The organism is Acerihabitans arboris (assembly GCF_010131535.1).
In the GTDB taxonomy this organism is placed as follows: domain Bacteria; phylum Pseudomonadota; class Gammaproteobacteria; order Enterobacterales; family Enterobacteriaceae; genus Acerihabitans; species Acerihabitans arboris.
The window spans coordinates 35,380-53,075 of record NZ_WUBS01000013.1; the positions used below are offsets into that span (position 1 = coordinate 35,380).

At 56.9% G+C, this 17,696-nt stretch carries 19 protein-coding genes; 10 read left to right on the forward strand and 9 right to left on the reverse strand.

Annotated elements, in window-relative coordinates:
- Nucleotides 1–58: 58 nt before the first annotated feature.
- Nucleotides 59–1,168, reverse strand: coding sequence for a branched-chain amino acid ABC transporter substrate-binding protein (locus GRH90_RS17610; RefSeq protein WP_162367271.1), 1,110 nt, complete (start codon nucleotides 1,166–1,168; stop codon nucleotides 59–61).
- Nucleotides 1,169–1,570: 402 nt separating this feature from the next.
- Here GRH90_RS17610 and panM point away from each other — a divergent pair, with 402 nt between their 5' ends.
- Nucleotides 1,571–1,972 (forward strand): aspartate 1-decarboxylase autocleavage activator PanM, encoded by a 402-nt coding sequence (gene panM, locus GRH90_RS17615; protein ID WP_162367272.1) that lies wholly within the window; start codon nucleotides 1,571–1,573, stop codon nucleotides 1,970–1,972.
- Nucleotides 1,973–2,137: 165 nt separating this feature from the next.
- Here the strand turns inward: panM and GRH90_RS17620 are convergent, their stop codons facing one another.
- The 5 genes from GRH90_RS17620 to ftsY form a co-directional block, all read right to left on the reverse strand.
- Entirely contained in the window at nucleotides 2,138–2,659 is a 522-nt protein-coding gene (locus tag GRH90_RS17620) for a hypothetical protein (RefSeq protein ID WP_162367273.1), read from the reverse strand.
- 362 nt (nucleotides 2,660–3,021) lie between these two features.
- Nucleotides 3,022–3,879 carry an RNA polymerase sigma factor RpoH gene (gene rpoH, locus GRH90_RS17625; protein ID WP_162367274.1) on the reverse strand — a complete coding sequence of 286 codons (858 nt, stop codon included), beginning with the start codon at nucleotides 3,877–3,879 and terminating at the stop codon, nucleotides 3,022–3,024.
- A gap of 215 nt (nucleotides 3,880–4,094) precedes the next feature.
- Nucleotides 4,095–5,087, reverse strand: coding sequence for a permease-like cell division protein FtsX (gene ftsX, locus GRH90_RS17630; RefSeq protein WP_162367275.1), 993 nt, complete (start codon nucleotides 5,085–5,087; stop codon nucleotides 4,095–4,097).
- Nucleotides 5,077–5,745 carry a cell division ATP-binding protein FtsE gene (gene ftsE / locus GRH90_RS17635; RefSeq protein ID WP_162367276.1) on the reverse strand — a complete coding sequence of 223 codons (669 nt, stop codon included), beginning with the start codon at nucleotides 5,743–5,745 and terminating at the stop codon, nucleotides 5,077–5,079. Before ftsE ends, ftsX begins: the two co-directional genes overlap by 11 nt.
- Before the next feature lie 45 nt (nucleotides 5,746–5,790).
- Nucleotides 5,791–7,350 carry a signal recognition particle-docking protein FtsY gene (gene ftsY, locus GRH90_RS17640; protein ID WP_162367277.1) on the reverse strand — a complete coding sequence of 520 codons (1,560 nt, stop codon included), beginning with the start codon at nucleotides 7,348–7,350 and terminating at the stop codon, nucleotides 5,791–5,793.
- A 227-nt stretch (nucleotides 7,351–7,577) separates the two neighbouring features.
- On the opposite strand from ftsY, the gene rsmD reads away from it, so the two are divergent.
- Nucleotides 7,578–8,183 carry a 16S rRNA (guanine(966)-N(2))-methyltransferase gene (gene rsmD, locus GRH90_RS17645; protein ID WP_162367278.1) on the forward strand — a complete coding sequence of 202 codons (606 nt, stop codon included), beginning with the start codon at nucleotides 7,578–7,580 and terminating at the stop codon, nucleotides 8,181–8,183.
- Nucleotides 8,170–8,460, forward strand: a complete 291-nt coding sequence (locus GRH90_RS17650) for a DUF1145 family protein (RefSeq protein WP_178113208.1) — start codon at nucleotides 8,170–8,172, stop codon at nucleotides 8,458–8,460. The genes rsmD and GRH90_RS17650 overlap by 14 nt, the downstream gene beginning before the upstream one ends.
- Nucleotides 8,461–8,478: 18 nt before the next feature.
- Here GRH90_RS17650 and GRH90_RS17655 read toward each other — a convergent pair whose 3' ends face one another.
- Nucleotides 8,479–8,802, reverse strand: coding sequence for a DUF1820 family protein (locus GRH90_RS17655; protein ID WP_162367279.1), 324 nt, complete (start codon nucleotides 8,800–8,802; stop codon nucleotides 8,479–8,481).
- Nucleotides 8,803–9,021: 219 nt separating this feature from the next.
- Between GRH90_RS17655 and GRH90_RS17660 the strand changes: the two genes are divergently transcribed.
- Nucleotides 9,022–9,648, forward strand: a complete 627-nt coding sequence (locus GRH90_RS17660) for a lysoplasmalogenase (RefSeq protein ID WP_162367280.1) — start codon at nucleotides 9,022–9,024, stop codon at nucleotides 9,646–9,648.
- On the opposite strand, the gene tusA is transcribed toward GRH90_RS17660, so the two are convergent.
- The gene (gene tusA / locus GRH90_RS17665; RefSeq protein WP_162367281.1) at nucleotides 9,649–9,891 is read right to left on the reverse strand and encodes a sulfurtransferase TusA; all 243 of its coding nucleotides are present in this window, start codon (nucleotides 9,889–9,891) and stop codon (nucleotides 9,649–9,651) included. It abuts the gene before it with no gap.
- 286 nt (nucleotides 9,892–10,177) lie between these two features.
- Here tusA and GRH90_RS17670 point away from each other — a divergent pair, with 286 nt between their 5' ends.
- From GRH90_RS17670 to GRH90_RS17680, 3 genes are read left to right on the forward strand one after another with little or no spacing between them, the layout of a single operon-like run.
- Nucleotides 10,178–10,843, forward strand: coding sequence for a 7-cyano-7-deazaguanine/7-aminomethyl-7-deazaguanine transporter (locus GRH90_RS17670; RefSeq protein ID WP_162367282.1), 666 nt, complete (start codon nucleotides 10,178–10,180; stop codon nucleotides 10,841–10,843).
- 47 nt (nucleotides 10,844–10,890) lie between these two features.
- Entirely contained in the window at nucleotides 10,891–11,379 is a 489-nt protein-coding gene (locus GRH90_RS17675) for a GNAT family N-acetyltransferase (protein ID WP_162367283.1), read from the forward strand.
- 25 nt (nucleotides 11,380–11,404) lie between these two features.
- Complete coding sequence (locus tag GRH90_RS17680; RefSeq protein ID WP_162367284.1) at nucleotides 11,405–11,962, forward strand: DcrB family lipoprotein; 558 nt, start codon at nucleotides 11,405–11,407, stop codon at nucleotides 11,960–11,962.
- Nucleotides 11,963–12,033: 71 nt separating this feature from the next.
- Here GRH90_RS17680 and GRH90_RS17685 read toward each other — a convergent pair whose 3' ends face one another.
- A complete protein-coding gene (locus GRH90_RS17685; protein WP_162367285.1) occupies nucleotides 12,034–13,245 on the reverse strand; it encodes an MFS transporter in 1,212 nt (403 codons plus the stop codon).
- Nucleotides 13,246–13,654: 409 nt separating this feature from the next.
- On the opposite strand from GRH90_RS17685, the gene aegA reads away from it, so the two are divergent.
- The 3 genes from aegA (at nucleotide 13,655) to GRH90_RS17700 (ending at nucleotide 17,599) form a co-directional block, all read left to right on the forward strand.
- Nucleotides 13,655–15,667, forward strand: coding sequence for a formate-dependent uric acid utilization protein AegA (gene aegA, locus GRH90_RS17690; protein WP_162367286.1), 2,013 nt, complete (start codon nucleotides 13,655–13,657; stop codon nucleotides 15,665–15,667).
- 18 nt (nucleotides 15,668–15,685) lie between these two features.
- Nucleotides 15,686–16,213 carry a 4Fe-4S dicluster domain-containing protein gene (locus tag GRH90_RS17695; RefSeq protein WP_162367287.1) on the forward strand — a complete coding sequence of 176 codons (528 nt, stop codon included), beginning with the start codon at nucleotides 15,686–15,688 and terminating at the stop codon, nucleotides 16,211–16,213.
- Between the two features lie 96 nt (nucleotides 16,214–16,309).
- Nucleotides 16,310–17,599 (forward strand): acid phosphatase, encoded by a 1,290-nt coding sequence (locus GRH90_RS17700; protein WP_162367288.1) that lies wholly within the window; start codon nucleotides 16,310–16,312, stop codon nucleotides 17,597–17,599.
- Nucleotides 17,600–17,696 lie beyond the last annotated feature (97 nt).

Sequence of the window (17,696 nt, forward strand, 5' to 3'; positions counted from 1 at the left end):
CCCGGTGACCTCAGGCCACCGGGAGCGGCGATATTTTAAACCAGGGAGGAACGGCAGATTACTTGATCGGTGTGGAAGTACCGTCTGCGTGCCATGTAAATACGCCGAATTCAAATCCTTTCAGGTCGCCCTTTTCATCCCAGCTCAACGGCCCCATTACCGTATCCACTGTTTTGGCTTTCAGATCCTTGACGATATCGGCCGGTTCCATGCCGGCGCTTTCCATACCGGCCGCCAGGGACTGTACCGCCGCATAGGTGGTCCAGACAAAGGGGCCGGTAGGATCCAGTTTTTTCGCCTTCAGCTCGGCCACGATCGGCTGGTTGGACGGCACCTGGTCATAACGTTTCGGCAGGGTCACCAGCATGCCTTCGGAGGCGGCGCCGGCGATGTTGGACAACGACGAGTTACCCACCCCTTCCGGTCCCATAAACTTGGCGGTCAGGCCGGCCTGTTTAGCCTGGCGCAGGATCTGCCCCATTTCCGGGTAATATCCGCCGAAGTAAACAAAGTCGACATTCTCTTTTTTCAGGCGCGCCACCAGCGTGGAGAAGTCCTTATCGCCGGCGGTGATGCCTTCAAACAGCACCACGTTACCGCCATTTTTTTTCAGGCTGTCCTGTACCGAGCGCGCAAGGCCTTCACCGTACTGCTGCTTGTCATGCACCACGGCGATACGTTTGGGTTTCACCACATCAAGAATGTATTTGGCGGCGGTCGGGCCCTGATCGGAGTCCAGACCGGTGGTGCGCATAATCATCTTGTAGCCGCGCGTGGTCAGATCGGCATTGGTGGCCGCCGGGGTGATCATGATGATGCCTTCGTCTTCATAGATGTCGGACGCCGGCTGGGTGGAGGAGGAGCACAAATGGCCGATGACATACTTAATGCCGTCATTGATGACCTTATTGGCCACCGCCACCGCCTGCTTGGGATCGCAGGCGTCATCATATTCGACGCCCACCAGTTTATTGCCTTTTATGCCGCCTTTGGCGTTGATATCGGCTATCGCCTGGCGCGCCCCGGTAAATTCCATGTCGCCGTATTGGGCGACCGGACCGGACATTGCGCCCACCACGGCAACCTTGATGTCTTGCGCCCAGACGGAATGGCTCATTGCCAAGGCCATACAGCCGGCCAGCAAAGCGTTACCTTTGTTCAATTTCATCCACTGTTCTCCGTTTTTTGTTGTGTTTGCTGCCTGTTTTTCAGCCGGCTTTACACCGCCATTTGGTATTTTTATTATAAGTAATAATGCTTTAGCCTTCAGAATCTGAAGATTATATAATAAACTTTTATTTTTCATATTATTAAACAGAAATATTATGCTGTAAATCAACTTATACTTTCAGAAATAACCTGCATGGACAGCACAAAATAATGATATTATTATCGGTATTTCCAGCAACTTCTAGCGTGTCGTGCTGTGTTATAGTATTCAGGAAGATCCTTTACCCGGAATTAGTGTGATAGGCATCACTTTTTACCATGTTTGCCCCTAGCAAGATTTACACAATCTTTTGTCAACAAATTCGCTACATTATTTTTTTCGTCTTAAGTGATTACACGCATGAAATTGACTATTGAACAGTTATTCCGTTTTACGCCGCAAGATCTGATTGATTTGGCGAAGATTTGGCCAAATACCGATATCGCCGCGCTTAATGTCCGGCTGTCAGGTTCGTACGCGGTATTCGCCGCCCGGTTTAACGACCGGCTGCTGGGCGCGGTGCAGGTGATCATTGATAACGAGTGGAACGAAGGACGCCTGGTGGCGCCGATGGTGCGCCAGGTAACCCGCCGCCGGGGCGTCGGGCTCTATTTGTTCACTGAAGCGCAGCGGCTGTTGCCTGAAATCAATCATTGGTGGCTGGGTAATAACCAGCCCTTCGAAGACGTGGTGGTGATGGCGCAGTTTATGGCCGCCTGCGGTTTTTGCCAGGAGCCGGACGGCTGGCACAAACGTCGCTAAGGCCGGCCGGTTCCAGCGGTATAATGGATAACCTAGACGGCATGGCATAATGCCGCCCCGGGTATTTATATTGCATCAGGAATGTAGAGGACTAGCGCCGCTGTAATATAAACGCGGCCTTTATGCCAGCGGACATATTTTGAAAAAAAATCACTCTCATTTTACTTAGGTTAATGTGATCTGCTTGCTTAAATCCAATGGCTCCCGCTCCAGCGTTTCCTGAACGAGAGGCAAAGGTTCAGCCTGGACGGGGGTATTTATGTTTTTATATTCTCGCATTGGGCCAGGATAGATTCCGGTGAAACGTCTGGGCGAGAACGTCGTCGATAAATTATCCTGCGGTGCCCGATGGTGATGCTGTTGCGGATGATCAGGTATATCATAAACCCTGTACGGGCATAATGAGAGGTTGGTTGGCTTATGCATCGGCATACCCTGGGCCGGGTCCCCATATTGGATAACCGGCGCAATGTATGTATTGTATGCCGGTCCGTAAACTATAGCCGAATTGACAGGATAATAGTTCATATTTTGGTAATACTGGCTCCATTGCCGGTAACAGGGTGGATTTCGCGCGGCAAGCAATCTGCCGGCCAGTAGTGGATTGCGCTCAATAATGCTGCCGGCTGCGGACCTTATAGCGGCGCATTGGTTGCTTGAGGAAACGCCCCTATTTATATTTTCCATTTAATCTCCCGGTGATTTTTATTATTGGCATAGTAAGATGTTATAAATAAACTTTGACTAACTTTGCCGTCCAAGTTTATCTACTCCCGGCGCGATGATAAAGCCGCTCTCGTTTAATAAGAACCTGAAGATTACTGAATATATCAAAAGACTATTTTTTTTCGGATTATTATTAATAAAAATAATTTTAATCATTACGCACAAAGAAAATATAATTTAATTTTAACTTTCCACTAAATACAGTGCGATTAATTTTTAAGAAATAATATTTAATGAGGCATCACCGGCGGCGCTGGAAGTGCATATAAGAACGGCCGGTATATACCGGCCGTTTGAAATATTAGTTAATTAACAATACCCTGTCAGGATTCTATCGCCAGGCGCATTTTTTTCATGGCGTTCTTCTCCAGCTGGCGCACACGCTCCGCCGACACGCCATACTTATCGGCCAATTCCTGCAGCGTGGATTTATTGTCGTCGTCAAGCCAGCGGGCGCGGATAATGTGTTGGCTGCGTTCGTCCAGCCCTTCCAGCGCTACGCTGAGCTTATCCGCCGCGTGGTCGTCCCAGTTATCCTCTTCAATGCCGTCGGCAAAATCGGAAGATTTGTCCTGCAGGTACAGCATCGGGGACATCGCCTGCCCGTCACGGGCTTCTTCATCCGGCGCGGGGTCGAAGGTCATATCCTGCGCGGCCATGCGTGATTCCATTTCACGCACATCCTTGCTGGTCACGCCCAGGGTCTTGGCCACCATTTCCACTTCGTCCTGGTTAAACCATCCCAGGCGCTGCTTGCTTTTACGCAGGTTGAAGAACAGCTTACGCTGCGCCTTGGTGGTGGCAACCTTCACGATGCGCCAGTTGCGCAGTACATATTCGTGGATTTCAGCTTTAATCCAATGTACGGCAAAAGAGACCAGGCGCACCCCGACTTCAGGATTAAAGCGGCGAACCGCCTTCATCAGCCCGATGTTGCCTTCCTGGATCAGGTCAGCCTGCGGCAGGCCATAACCGGAATAATTACGCGCAATATGAACGACAAAGCGCAGGTGTGACAGGATCAGCCGCTTGGCCGCTTCCAGATCGCCCTGATAATGCAGTTGTTCAGCCAGTGACTGCTCTTCCTCCGCCGTAAGCATAGGATAGGCGTTGGCTGCCCGAATGTAGGCCTCCAGACTGCCTTGGGGAACCAGGGCCAAAGCTTGCATATCTTTAATCATTCAAGTCCTCTCGTAACATGTTCTGCCGCTGCCTGCCTGATGGCGTACCCGGTTGATGGGTTGGCTTAATATCAGATAGCCAATAGTGAGACCGGGGATGAACACCTTAGTTCATTGCCATTTTTAGCCCACGGCTATTTTAGTCCATAACCATAATCTACGGGGATCAGCTAGTGCGGTCGCAACATCCAATGCCCTATTATAACAAAAAAACGTTACTGGGGTGTAAAACGGCGTAAATGCTGTACTGTCGCCAGCCAGGCGGCCACCCAGCCTATCATGGCGGAAATCAGCAGCAGCAGCAGCGTCTCTTCCCAGTCCAGCCCGTGCAGCGCAAAGGAGGTGCCGAATACCGCGGCGACCTTAGCCACCACCGACTCCAGCCGCCAGACCAGGGTTTCCGACAGGATCAGCGACAGGATCGCCCCCCCCAGGCCCAGCAGCGCGCCGCCGTTAAGAAACGGCCGCAGGATAAAGCCGTCGGTGGCGCCCAGCAGCTTCATTACGTTAATGGTTTCGCGCCGGCTGAAAATACTCAGCCTGATGCTGTTACCGATAACCAGGAACACCGCGATAATCATCAGCAGCCCGATGATGGCGGCGACTTGCCCCACCAGCCCGGTCAAGGCCGCCAGGCGGGCAAACCAGCTATCATCCATGCGCACCTCGCTTACCCCCGGCACCGCCGCGACCCGGTCACGCAGGGTCTTGAGGGTGTCGGCGCTCTGGAAATCCAGTTTAGGCGTAATAATGGCCACCGCCGGCAACGGATTCTCTTCCAGCATATCCAGCGCGCCGCCAAAGCCTGACCAGTTGCGGAATTCCCCCATCGCCTCCTCGCGGGACAGGTAGTTGACCTTTTCCACGCCGGCTTCCTGCTTGAGGCGATCGAGCACCTTAAGCGCCGCGTCGTCATCCAGGGCTTTGTCCAGGTAGATGGTCAACTGCGGCGTGGGATACCATTGTTCCGCCGCCTGGCTGACATTTTTCCATACCAGGTAACATACGCTAGGCAAGGTCAACGAAATGGCAATTACCGCAATAGTTAATAGCGTCGCCAGGGGCTGCAGGCGCAAATCCGCCAGGGCGTTTTTCCAGGCATAGGACCACTGTTCACGCCAGCCGCCCTGCAGCGCCTTGCTTTTGCTCTTGCCCGTGACCGGCTTGGCGCCGCGCGCGCCCTTGGGTCGGTTAAGTTTATTGGCCATCTGCGCCCCCGTCTAGCCTGCCCTGGCTGAGGGACATGATACGATAGCGCCGCCGGGCGATCAGGCTCAGGTCATGGGTGGCCATCAATACCGTCACCCCGACCCGGTTAAATTCCTCGAACAAGCGTAAAATTTCCTCCGACAGGGCGTCGTCCAGGTTACCGGTAGGCTCATCCGCCAGCAGCACCGCGGGTTTGTTCACCACCGCCCGGGCAATGCCGACGCGCTGCTGCTCTCCGCCCGACAGCTGGATGGGGAAATTACGCGCCTTATCCAGCAGGCCGACCTTGTCCAGCGCCGCCGAAACGCGGCGCCGGATATCCTCGACGCTGGCGCCGGCGATAATCAGCGGCATCGCCACATTGTCATAGACGGTGCGATCGAGCAGCAGATGGTGATCCTGGAAGATCATGCCGATCTGGCGACGTAAAAAAGGCACCTCGCCATTTTTCAGGCGGCTGATGTCGTGGCCGCCAAAAAAGATATGACCCGCGCTAGGCCGTTCAATACCGCATATCAGTTTCAGCAGGGTGCTTTTCCCCGCGCCTGAATGGCCGGTCAGAAAGGCCATCTCGGCCGGACGAAGATGAAAATTGACACTTTGCAGCGCCTGTCGTCCGCCAAGATACGCTTTGCTGACGTGTTCAAAGCGAATCATCCTAATTAATCCTCTCGGGCAAAATGAGCCCTCTTGGGCAACCAATCAATCTTCTTGTGCAACGTCCTGGGTGACATCCCGTGAAAACAGCGCCTCGATAAAGTCATCGGCTTTAAACGGCCGCAGATCCTCAATCCCCTCGCCCACGCCAATATAACGGATCGGAATGCCGAACTGGTCGGCCACCGCGAAAATCACGCCGCCCTTGGCGGTACCGTCCAGTTTAGTCAGGGTAATGCCGGTAAGCTTCACCGTTTCGTTAAATAACCTTGCCTGGCTGATGGCATTCTGGCCGGTACTGGCGTCGAGGGTCAGCATAACCTCATGGGGGGCGTCGTCGTCCAGTTTTTTCATGACCCGCACAATCTTCTTCAGCTCATCCATCAGATGGCTCTTGTTCTGCAGGCGCCCGGCGGTATCGGCGATCAGTACATCGACGCCGCGAGCCTTGGCCGCCTGGATGGCATCGAAAATCACCGATGCGGAATCGGCGCCGGTATGCTGCGCGATGACCGGGATCTGGTTACGCTGGCCCCAGACCTGCAGCTGCTCCACCGCCGCCGCGCGGAAGGTATCGCCCGCCGCCAGCATCACGCTTTTGCCCTGCATCTGGTACTGGCGCGCCAGCTTACCGATAGTCGTGGTCTTGCCGACCCCGTTTACCCCGACCATAAGGATAACAAACGGCGTTTTGCCGCCCACGTCCAGCGGCCGATCGACCCTGGCGAGGATAGCACCCATTTCTTCTTTTAATTTAACGTAGAGTGTATCCGCATCCTTCAGGTGCCGGCGGTCGGCATGTTCAATCAGGCCGGTGATAAGCTTGCGGGTGGTGTCCATACCGACGTCGGCAATCAGCAGTTGTTCTTCAAGCTGTTCAAACAGATCATCGTCTATTTTCTTACCGGTAAACAATCCGATAAATCCGGATCCGAGATTTTGTCTGGTCTTGAGCAGCCCCCGCTTCAAGCGGGCAAAAAAACCCTCTCGGGCCGGACGCTGTTGTTCAATGGGTTGTTCAATGGGTTGTTCAATGGATTGTCCGGACGGTAGTCCGCCCGCCGGCAACCCTGCGGGAGCGGCCCAGGCCACCGGCGCGTTTTCTTCGGCGTCGGCGATATCCTCGCCAACCCCGGCAAAATCCTCTTCCGCCGGCAGCTCGCCTTGCTCGGGGCAAACGTCCCCGGCAAAAGCCAGGTCAGCTTCCCGGGCGTCGGCATGATCCCCGTCAACCGCGGCGAGATCCCCTTCCGCCGGCAGGCCGCCTTGATCGGGACGAACGTCCCAGGCAAGGGCCAGGCCCGCTTCATCACGCCCGTCATCATGACCGGCGTAGGCTTCCGGCCGGCCCCGGGAGGCGGGATCGGCTGCCTGGCGGCCCGCGCCGGCGGTTTGCCGCGCCGCCACCCGCCCGGTGATATCGACGATATCCCTGGCGGTATCGCGGGCCGCCGTATCGTCGGCCAGGGGCGCCACGTCGGCCTGCCGCGCGGCGGCGTCATCGGCCCGCGCATCCTGACTGGCCGGTTTTTCCTGTTCCTGTTCGTCATCCTGGCGCTTTATGCCTAACCAGGAAAGGAACCCGCGTTTTTTCTCTTTTGCCATTTGCGACTACACTCCTCGCCGAAAAATCATGGCGGATGAATAACGTGACTGATAAACCTGATAGTTTATCACTTTCGCCGCCGCTCAACACGCCCGGCGTTGGCTTTTCCCGCCCGTTGACACATCAGGGCGAATTAACATTCCCCCCGGGCCGCCGGGCCGGTAGAATAGCCGATTACAGGCCCCGACTCGGCATTTTCACTGATTTGGCAAACAACAAGACACCTATGGCAAAAAAAATCCCTTCGCGTCCCGCCGGGCAAATCCGGATTATCGGCGGCCAATGGCGCGGACGTAAACTGCCGGTGCCGGACAGTCCGGGGCTGCGCCCGACCACCGACCGGGTGCGGGAAACGTTATTTAACTGGCTGGCGCCGATGATCCAGGGCGCCCGGTGCCTGGATTGTTTCGCCGGCAGCGGCGCGCTGGGCCTGGAAGCCTTGTCCCGCCACGCCGGCGTCGCCACGCTGCTGGAGCAGGATCGATCGGTTGCCGGCCAACTGGAAAAAAATATTACGCTGCTGGGCGCCGCCAACGGCAAGGTGATGGTTACCGACAGCCTGCGCTGGCTGGCGCAGCCGGGCACCCCTTACGATCTGGTGTTTCTCGATCCGCCTTTTCGCCATGGACTTATCGACCAAACGGTGCGATTACTGGAACAGAACGACTGGCTGGCCCCAGGGGCGTGGATTTATATAGAGGCCGAAACCGAAAACCACGGCATAACGGTGCCGGCGCACTGGCGGCTGCATCGGGAAAAAGTCGCCGGCCAGGTGGCTTACCGACTGTATATCCGTCACGGCAACCTTCAGGAGCATGATGATGTGGATTAATCTGGGCCGTTTGCTGATGTTGCTCATCTGGGGCTTCCTGGTGTTTAACCTGATTCACCCCTTCCCGCGGCCGTTGAAATATTTTCTTGATATCGCTATGGTTTTTATGGTGATCATGCACGGATTACAGTTGACATTGCTGAAAGCCACCCTGACCCGGGACGAACCGAAACTTAGTCGCGTCTTTCAGGCGCGCATGTTTTTATTCGGCGTATTTGAAATGCTGGCCTGGCAAAAAAAACAGCGCGCGCAAAAACCGGCCGGCCCCGGTAAATAACACGAGGGGCGGGGGGGGTTACGAAGGCTTCTTGCCCGGAAGATAAGGAAATGCGGTGACGTTATCGCCGAGATCGGAGATACGCGCGCTGCCCTTTTCGGTCACGATGTCAATCCGGATCACCGCGTGCAGCGGAATGTAGCTGCGGCTGACGCCGGCAAATTCGGTCTTTAGCTTCTCTTCGGAGGGATCGACCAATACGGCGCTTTGGCTGTAAAACACAAACTCGCCGATTTCGATAAAACCGAACATCGGGCTTTGACTGAGTTCGCGCACGTAAAGCTGATAGTTTTTGCCATTATTGATAAATTGAATCCGATATAAGGGCTGTTCACTGCTCATAACCCGGCTATCTCCCACCATTCTGGGTAATTGACATTTGCATGGAAAAATTGTGGCGCTAACATAGCATAAAGCGCAGTAACAACACACTCAGTGACTGAATCCGGGTTAAACCCGCACCGATCCCCTACACTGGGTTAACGATCGCCACAATCCGCTCCAGTCATAACACATGAGACATCAGGGAACGCCCCCTCACCGCACATAAGGATAATTATTATGCTCTGGTCATTTATCGCAGTCGTATTTTCGGGATGGCTGTATGTTGACGCTACCTACCGCGGTCCGGTATGGCAACGCTGGTTGTTCAAGCCGGTCACCCTGCTGCTGCTGCTGGCGCTGGCCGCGCAGGCGCCGGTGCTAACCGTTGCCGGCTACCTGATTATCCTGGGATTGGTGGCGACCATGGTCGCCGACGCGCTGCAGTTGCTGACCAACGAGCGGATGATGTACGTTATCGGCGCCTATTTCCTGTCGCATCTGCTGTATACCATAGGTTTTGCCAGCCAGATGAACTTTACCGTTTTCTGGCCGCTGCCGATTGCGCTGCTGATTATCGGGGCGGCGCTGATTGCGGTGCTGTGGACGCGCCTGGCTGAGCTGCGGTGGCCGATCTGCACCTATATCGGCATGACGCTGCTGATGGTCTGGATCGCCGGCGAGCAGTACTTCGCGCGCAGTACCGATAACAGCTTTTCCCTGCTGGCCGGCGCGAGCCTGCTGCTGCTGACGACCGTACTGTGGTTAATCAGCCATTTTCGCTACCCTTTCGGGGCGGCGAAGGCGGTTATTGCGGCCAGTTATTTTGCCGGCCACTTTTTGATTGTGCGCTCCCTGTACTTCTGATCAACCTTTGCGCAACAGGTAGCGGTAAGGCAGCTCGCCGGTGGTCTGCGCCAGCAGCTGATGGTCCATATAACGGCAGAAACCGGGAATGTCGCGGGTGGTGGCCGGATCGTCGGCGATGACCAGCAGCGTTTGGCCGCTTTGCATCTGGCGCACGGTTTTGCGCACCATCATGACCGGTTCAGGGCAGCGCAGGCCCTGGGCATCGAGAGTGAGATCGGCATCGGCATAGGGATCTGACATAAGGCTTCCAATATTCGGTAATGTGCACTCAGCATTGGCAGACAAAACTGCGCAGCCCGGAGCTTACGGGTTACCCGTCTCAAGCTATGTGCTTTTTTGCCACCAATCTGACGCCTGGGGTGTTATTGCATGCAAGCTTGGCTGAATTTGATGATAAACTCAACGGTTGCATTTTTAATGTAACCGGGTATTATGCGCGCCGCGCCCATAAGTAGCTCATTTTTAGCCAATCGGCGCGGTTATCGTTCTGGGTTCCCTCACCCCATTGATTAAAAAAGGCCGCCATATGTTCACATTCACCCCCCGCCAGCGGCTGCATGCGCTGCTCTGGCTGGCGTTATTCCATATCATCATCATCACGTCGAGCAACTACCTGGTGCAGCTGCCGGTGTCTATTTTCGGCTTCAAGACCACCTGGGGCGCCTTTACCTTTCCCTTTATCTTCCTGGCAACGGATCTGACGGTGCGGATTTTCGGCGCGCCGCTGGCCCGCAGGATTATCCTGGCGGTGATGGTGCCGGCCCTGGTGGCATCCTATATCGTGTCTTCGTTGTTTTACCAGGGGGAATGGCAGGGCGTGGCCGTGCTCGCCCAGCTTAACCTGTTTGTGGCCCGGATCGCCTGCGCCAGTTTTATGGCATACGCCCTGGGCCAGATCCTCGACGTCCACGTGTTTAACCGGCTGCGCCGTGGTTTCCCATGGTGGGTGGCGCCCGCGGCCTCCACCCTGCTGGGTAATATCAGCGATACGCTGGCGTTCTTTTTTATCGCCTTTTATAAAAGCACCGACCCGTTTATGGCCGCCCACTGGGTGGAAATCGCCTTGGTGGATTATAGCTTCAAGCTACTGATTAGCCTGGTATTTTTCTTACCCATGTACGGGATCCTGCTGAATATGCTGCTTAAGCGAATGGCACGGCCGGGCAATAACGGATTTCTCCAACTGAGTTAACCTCTGTATTGCGTTATTCTTGGCTTACTCGCTTTTGGGAGATTGCCATGATAATTAACCACCGTACTGCCAGCGCGAAAGAGATTCATCTATTGTATGCTCAGTTACCGGAGCTGAACGCGCACCATTCCCTGATGGATATCGAAATGCGGCTGCAACACCGGCCGCATCTTATGCTGGTAGCTGAAGTCAACGGTCGACCCGTCGGTTTTATTGCGGGTTACGCCCTGAACACCGCTGAATTCCACCTCTGGCTAGGCGGGGTCTTGCCCGGCTTCCGTCGTCGGGGCGTGGCGCGCGCGCTGCTGGCCGCGCAGGAAACCTGGGCAAAGTCGCGGGGATATCACACCATTAACGTAAAATCGGGCAGCCGCTTCCAGGGGATGCTATTGTTTCTTATATCAAATCATTATCAGCAGACGCGAATCGAAGCGCAGGATAATGAAGAGGAAAATAAGATCTGGCTTGAGAAAAACTATGGTAATCAGTTGATTGTCTTCTCTGGCTCATCGGATTGTAAACAGCGGAACGGCTGAATAAATGGAGTATTCAAGGAAATTTATGCAGAAAGCAGCGAAGTATTTTGGCATCGGTTTACTGGTTATCGGGCTGGCGGCCTGTGACAATAAGAACGATCGGAACGCCACGGTCAACAACGGCGCGGCGCATGCCCAGGCGGAAACCAAAGTCAGCCTGCTGGAAGGGAAGCTCACCTTCGCCCTGCCCGGGGATATGAGCGATCAGAGCGGCAAAGTGGGCACCCAGGCCAATAATATGCACGTCTATGCCGATGAATCCGGCCATAAAGCGGTTATCGTCATCCTGGGCGACAACACCACCGAAGGACTTGATGTACTGGCCCAGCGTCTGGAGGAGCAGCAGCGTTCCCGCGACCCGGATCTGCAGGTGGTCACCAATAAGGCCATCACCGTTAACGGCCAGACGTTGCAGCAATTTGACAGCATTGTCTCCAGCGGCGGCAAACCGGCTTATTCGTCAGTGGCCTTCGGTAAAGTGGATAATCATCTGCTGACCATGCAAATCACCCTGCCGGCTGAAAACCAGCAAACGGCGCAAACCGCGGCCGAATCAATCCTCAAAACCGTGGTCATTAAATAACCCGCCGATCCCGGCGCCCGCGCCGAAAACGTGTTGACCGCAAGTTCCCCGGCCCGCAAGGGCCGGACGATTCACGCCTGGCCTGACGCCTTGTCGCGCAGTATCCGACGCCGGAGCGAGAGCGTCATCAGCAGCCCAACCAGCACCAGCACGGCGGCGGCCAGATAGATCGACGAGACGCCGGCATGGGCCATCAACACCCCGGCCAGCGGCCCCACGACTCCCAATGACAAATCCATAAACGCGGTAAAGGTGGCCAGCGCGCTGCCCTGGTTTTGCGACGGCACTTCCTTCATCGCCACCACGCCGAGCGCGGGGAAAACCAGCGAGAAACCGGCGCCGGTCAGGAATGCGCCTACTTCCGCCATCCAGGGCACGCCCGACAGCCATACCAGCAGCAGGCCGGCGGCTTCGACGCCAAAGCAGGCCATGGACACCCGTAATCCACCATAGCGATTAATGCTATTGGGAAAAAACAACCGGGTGCCGACAAACGCGATGCTGAACAACGTCAGGGCAAAAGCGGCGCCGTTCCAGCCTTTATCGGCATAAAACAGGGTAATAAACGTGGCGATCACGCCAAAACCGCCGGATGCGAACGCCAGCACCAGCCCATAACGCCAGATAAGACTAACCACCGCCTTAAAAGGGATCTGCTTGCCGGACGCGGTTTTCACCCGTGGTCGTGGTATCGCCGCCATAATCGCCAGAGCGCAAACCAGGATAATCGTCCCCGACAATAATCCCAGGCCGCCGAGATAATACAGCCATACTCCCAGCGGAGCGCCTATGGCCAGAGCGCCATAGCTTGCCACCCCGTTCCAGGAAATCACCCGGCCGATATGCAGCGAGCCGACCGCCCCCACGCCCCATAGGGTCGCGCCGGTGCCGACAAAACTTTGCCCGATGCCGAGGATCACCCGCCCGGCGCATAGCAGGATTAACGCCGCGAACGGCAGCGCGTCGCCAATCAGGGAAAACAGGTAGAAGACCCCGCTTAACAGACAGCCGAACAGGCCCAGCACGACAACAGGCTTTGGTCCTACGCGATCGGCATAACGTCCGGCCCAGGGACGGCTCAGCAAGGTGGCGAGATATTGCAGGCTTATCACCAGGCCGGCCCAAAACGCGCTGTATCCCATATGGTTATGCACATAACCGGGCAATACCGCCAGCGGCAGGCCGATAGACAGGTAGTTAACGAAATTGAAGACAACGATGGAGAGAATATTCAGGTTAAGACGCCATCCGCTGGCGGCCGGCTGAGGTGAAGAACCAGGCATGGACATCATACTCACGACAAAGGGCGGCAGGACCGGAGCCCGCCCGTGAACAAATAGTTAATAAGTATAACGAAATGTCTCCGGCCGATCATGGTCGGGATGCCTAAATTTCCGGACGTTTGCCCAAAAACGCATCTTTTGTCCACCTGGCGACGCCGTGGATTTATCTCCCTGGCGCTTGTGCATATACCCCAAGCGCCAGCCCCCTTTTTCGCGCCCTGCACAAAGTGGTGGTAAAAGTGCGCAACATCCGTCTTTCCCGCGTAAAAAAGATTGCATTGCTGAAACAGTAACCTTTATAAATATAGGGCTATTATTTGCGGCACGCTTATCCAGCTTGAGTATTGCGGCGCGGGCAAAATAACCATTATCGCTGCGCCGTGGGGCTTGCCACGGCAGGAAAGACGTTATGAACCGATTTATCGTGGCAGAATCAGCAACCTGTATTGGCTGCCGCAGTTGTGAAGTGGCCTGTGTCGTCGCCCATCATGGCGGCCAGTTCCCCACCAAGCGCGAATATTTTACGCCGCGGCTAAAAGTCATCAAGGGGACAAAAGCCAGCATCGCGGTTTCTTGCCATCATTGCGAAGACGCGCCCTGCGCCAGCGCCTGCCCCAACGACGCCATAGTACGCAGCCATGACTCCATCCAGGTATTGCAGGAAAAATGCATCGGCTGCAAAAGCTGCGTTATCGCCTGTCCGTTCGGCATGATGACGGTGGTGACCGAGACCGTACAACCCGCCAGCCAACGCCTGGCGGAAGCCTATGAAAGAACCGAAGCGCAAAAATGCGATTTATGCGCGGCGGACCATTACGAGCCGGCCTGCGTCGGCGCCTGCCCGACCCGGGCGCTGACGCTGGTGGATGAACAGCAGATCGCCGAGCAGCAACGGCAAAAGCGTCTCGCCGCCGCGTTAAAAGATCCGGCCAGCTACCTGATAGCCGGCGCGCGTCCGGCCAGCGCGCCGGCCCTGGCAAACGCGCGCAGCCTGCATCCCACCATTAACCTGCTCGATATGCCACGAGCGCCACGGCTGGAAGCGACTAAAATCGCGCTCGAGAAACGCAAGACCAGTTTTGCCGAAATCTACCAGCCGTTTAACGAAACGCAGATCGGCGAGCAGTCCGAGCGGTGCCTTGGCTGTGGGGAACAGACCATTTGCCAGTGGACCTGTCCGTTGCATAACGCGATTCCGCAATGGATTAAACTGGCCAACCAGGGGCGGATCCTGGAAGCGGCCGAACTGAGCCATAAAACCAGCAGCCTGCCTGAAGTCTGCGGCCGGGTCTGTCCGCAGGATCGCCTGTGCGAGCAGTCCTGTACCCTGAACGACCGGCAGGGGGCGGTGACCATCGGCCATATCGAGCGTTATATTACTGAAACGGCCTTTACCATGGGATGGCGGCCGGATATGTCGCAGGTGATACCCAGCGGCAAACGGGTGGCGGTAATCGGCGCCGGCCCGGCCGGCCTAGGCTGCGCCGATGTACTGGTGCGCAGCGGCATTACGCCGGTGGTATTCGATCGTTATCCGGAAATTGGCGGGCTGCTGACCTTCGGCATCCCGGCTTTTAAGCTGGAAAAAAGCGTGATGAGCCGCCGGCGCGACATCTTCAGCGCCATGGGCGTTGAGTTCCGGCTTAATACCGAGATCGGCCGGGATATCACCATGGAGCAGTTGTTAGGTGAGTTTGACGCCCTGTTCCTGGGGGTCGGCACCTATCAGTCGATGCGTTCGGGGCTGGACAACGAGCAGGCCGACGGGGTGCTGGACGCCCTGCCCTTCCTGATTGCCAATACCCGCCACCTGATGGGCTATCCCGACACCGAGGAGCATACCTATATCAGCATGGAAGGCAAAACCGTGCTGGTGCTGGGCGGCGGCGATACCGCCATGGACTGCGTGCGCACCTCGCTGCGCCACGGCGCCTCCCAGGTTATCTGCGCCTATCGCCGTGACGAAAAAAATATGCCCGGCTCCAAGCGCGAGGTGAAAAACGCTCGCGAGGAAGGGGCGGAATTCATGTTCAACCAGCAGCCGCTGCGCATTGAAGTCGACGGACAGGGCCGGGTAACCGGCGTCACCATGATCGCCACCGCCATGGGCGAACCGGACGAAAACGGCCGGCAGCAGGCGGTGGCGATTGCCGGCTCCGAGCATCTGGTCGCCGCCGACGCGGTGATCATGGCGTTCGGCTTCAAGCCGCACCGTATGAACTGGCTGGCGGATCATAACGTGGTGCTGGATAAACAGGGACGGGTGGTGGCGCCTACGGTGTCCGGCTATCCCTACCAGACCAGCAATGCCAAGATTTTTGCCGGCGGCGATATCGTGCGCGGCGCCGATCTGATCGTCACCGCCATCGCCGAAGGGCGCAAGGCGGCCGAAAGCATCAGTTGTTATTTGCATGTGCGCTAAACGGGGCGAGGGCGGATTATGAACCATTTTATTATCGCCGACAGCAGCCAGTGCATTGGCTGCCGCACCTGTGAAATTGCCTGCGCCGCGGCGCACAGCGGGCCGTCGGGCCTTAACCCGCAGAATTTCGCGCCGCGGCTGAAGGTGGTCAAGACCGAAAGGATCACCACGCCGGTGCTCTGCCGCCAGTGCGAAAACGCCCCCTGCGCCAACGCCTGTCCCACCGGGGCCATCCACTATCTCGACAACTGCGTCCAGGTGCGGCAGTCCCTGTGTATCGGCTGTAAAACCTGCGCGCTGGCGTGCCCCTACGGCATGATAACCGTGGGCGCAGTCCCTGTCGCCGCTACCGCGACGCGGCCGGTGGCGCGACGCGCCTCGGCGCTTAAATGCGATCTCTGCGGCGAACGCGATCGGGGGCCGGCCTGCGTCGAAGCCTGCCCTACCGGGGCGCTGAAAGTGGTGCGCATGAACCAACTGGAACTCGGCCAATCGCTAAAGCAACGGCGGGCGGCCAACGGCGCCCTGCCTGGCCTGGGCGGCTAAAGACGCCGCCGACATTAAACTGTCATAAATCCGGCCTAGTTTTATTTCGTGATGTTAATTCCCCTTACCATGCGTAATAGACTAAAAGGATTCAACATGCGGCCTCTCTCTTCCCTGGTCATCGCATCCACCGCGATGCTTTTTATCGGTTCAGCCCTGGCGCAGCCCGGGGCGCAGGATACGCGCCGGATCGGCGCGATCGTCGACACCACCACGCCGGCGAGCCGGGATACGCAGTTTGTGACCCTCGAGCAGCGCATCCAGCAGGATCTGCGCCAGGCCCTGCGGGGAGACGCCGCGACGCTAACCCGGCCACAACTGGAAAAAGCCAAACAAACGCCGCGGCAGGCGGATAAGCAGTGGCTGATCGCCAGCGGTTATGATTTCGCCGTTAAGCAGAACCAGCAGGCGGGCATCGGGCTGTTGGCGGAGTTCACGCGGCTATCGCCGGCGGTGCAGGCGCAAAGCCTGGCCACGGTGACCCAGATTAACCGCGACGCCACCCGGGGACAGCGCCAGCAGGCGCTGGTGGACGCCGAAGGTCAAAATTATCTGTTTTTCCTTGCCGACGCGTTGGGTCCACGGCTGGGCAAGGCCTTTCTCGACGCTTACGAAAAAGGAGAAATCGCCAGGGCCGCCGCGTTGATTAAAACCTCGGAAATCAGCACTTCCGCGGCCAAAGACCATTTTAACTACGATCGGCCCTTTTTACGTCTGGGCAACCAAATCCATCTGGTGCCGGACGACATGGTCGTAAAGGATGGCCACCCCTACAGCGCCACCGCGGGCGCGTTCCCCAGCGGCCATACCAATACCGGTTATACCGATGCCCTGCTGCTGGCGGAGATGCTGCCGGAGCGGTTTGTGCCGCTGGTCGATCGCGGCGCCCGCTACGGGTTTTCCCGCATAGTGCTGGGAGTGCATTACCCGCTGGATATCATTGGCTCGCGGATGGTGGCCGAGCGCAACGTGGCGCATTTCCTCAATGACGCGCGGTACCGGGCGCTGTTCGAGCAGGCAAAAAGCCAGCTGCGCGGCGCGCTGGAAAAAGAGTGCGGCATTACGCTGGCTGAATGCGCCAAAAGCGACGCCAAGACCGACCCTTACCGGGACAGCGACATGACCGCGTTTTATCGTTATTCCATGGCCTACGGCCTGCCGGCTGAGAAAACCAAGGCCAGGCCGGTCAGCGTGCCCGCGGGCGCGGAGGTTTTGCTGGAAGCGCCGCTACCCTACCTTTCGGCCGCCGCGCGCCGCGCATTGCTGGCCAAGACCGCCCTGGCGGACGGCTATCCGCTGTCCGGCGGCAACGGCGAGCAGAATTTCTGGCAACGCCTGAATCTGCATGACGCGGCGCTTAGTCGCCTCCCAACGCCCCATTATTGACGGGAAGATCCATTATATTTAACCACCTTGGGATTTAAACACTATACTCCACGGGAATTTTGTCATACCGGCATGATGGAATCCCCTAATGTAACGG

Coding starts and splice junctions, on each gene's coding strand:
- GRH90_RS17610 (WP_162367271.1), bottom strand. CDS start 1,168: ATGAAATTGAACAAAGGTAACGCTTTGCTGGCCGGCTGTATGGCCTTG.
- panM (WP_162367272.1), top strand. CDS start 1,571: ATGAAATTGACTATTGAACAGTTATTCCGTTTTACGCCGCAAGATCTG.
- GRH90_RS17620 (WP_162367273.1), bottom strand. CDS start 2,659: ATGGAAAATATAAATAGGGGCGTTTCCTCAAGCAACCAATGCGCCGCT.
- rpoH (WP_162367274.1), bottom strand. CDS start 3,879: ATGATTAAAGATATGCAAGCTTTGGCCCTGGTTCCCCAAGGCAGTCTG.
- ftsX (WP_162367275.1), bottom strand. CDS start 5,087: ATGGCCAATAAACTTAACCGACCCAAGGGCGCGCGCGGCGCCAAGCCG.
- ftsE (WP_162367276.1), bottom strand. CDS start 5,745: ATGATTCGCTTTGAACACGTCAGCAAAGCGTATCTTGGCGGACGACAG.
- ftsY (WP_162367277.1), bottom strand. CDS start 7,350: ATGGCAAAAGAGAAAAAACGCGGGTTCCTTTCCTGGTTAGGCATAAAG.
- rsmD (WP_162367278.1), top strand. CDS start 7,578: ATGGCAAAAAAAATCCCTTCGCGTCCCGCCGGGCAAATCCGGATTATC.
- GRH90_RS17650 (WP_178113208.1), top strand. CDS start 8,170: ATGATGTGGATTAATCTGGGCCGTTTGCTGATGTTGCTCATCTGGGGC.
- GRH90_RS17655 (WP_162367279.1), bottom strand. CDS start 8,802: ATGAGCAGTGAACAGCCCTTATATCGGATTCAATTTATCAATAATGGC.
- GRH90_RS17660 (WP_162367280.1), top strand. CDS start 9,022: ATGCTCTGGTCATTTATCGCAGTCGTATTTTCGGGATGGCTGTATGTT.
- tusA (WP_162367281.1), bottom strand. CDS start 9,891: ATGTCAGATCCCTATGCCGATGCCGATCTCACTCTCGATGCCCAGGGC.
- GRH90_RS17670 (WP_162367282.1), top strand. CDS start 10,178: ATGTTCACATTCACCCCCCGCCAGCGGCTGCATGCGCTGCTCTGGCTG.
- GRH90_RS17675 (WP_162367283.1), top strand. CDS start 10,891: ATGATAATTAACCACCGTACTGCCAGCGCGAAAGAGATTCATCTATTG.
- GRH90_RS17680 (WP_162367284.1), top strand. CDS start 11,405: ATGCAGAAAGCAGCGAAGTATTTTGGCATCGGTTTACTGGTTATCGGG.
- GRH90_RS17685 (WP_162367285.1), bottom strand. CDS start 13,245: ATGCCTGGTTCTTCACCTCAGCCGGCCGCCAGCGGATGGCGTCTTAAC.
- aegA (WP_162367286.1), top strand. CDS start 13,655: ATGAACCGATTTATCGTGGCAGAATCAGCAACCTGTATTGGCTGCCGC.
- GRH90_RS17695 (WP_162367287.1), top strand. CDS start 15,686: ATGAACCATTTTATTATCGCCGACAGCAGCCAGTGCATTGGCTGCCGC.
- GRH90_RS17700 (WP_162367288.1), top strand. CDS start 16,310: ATGCGGCCTCTCTCTTCCCTGGTCATCGCATCCACCGCGATGCTTTTT.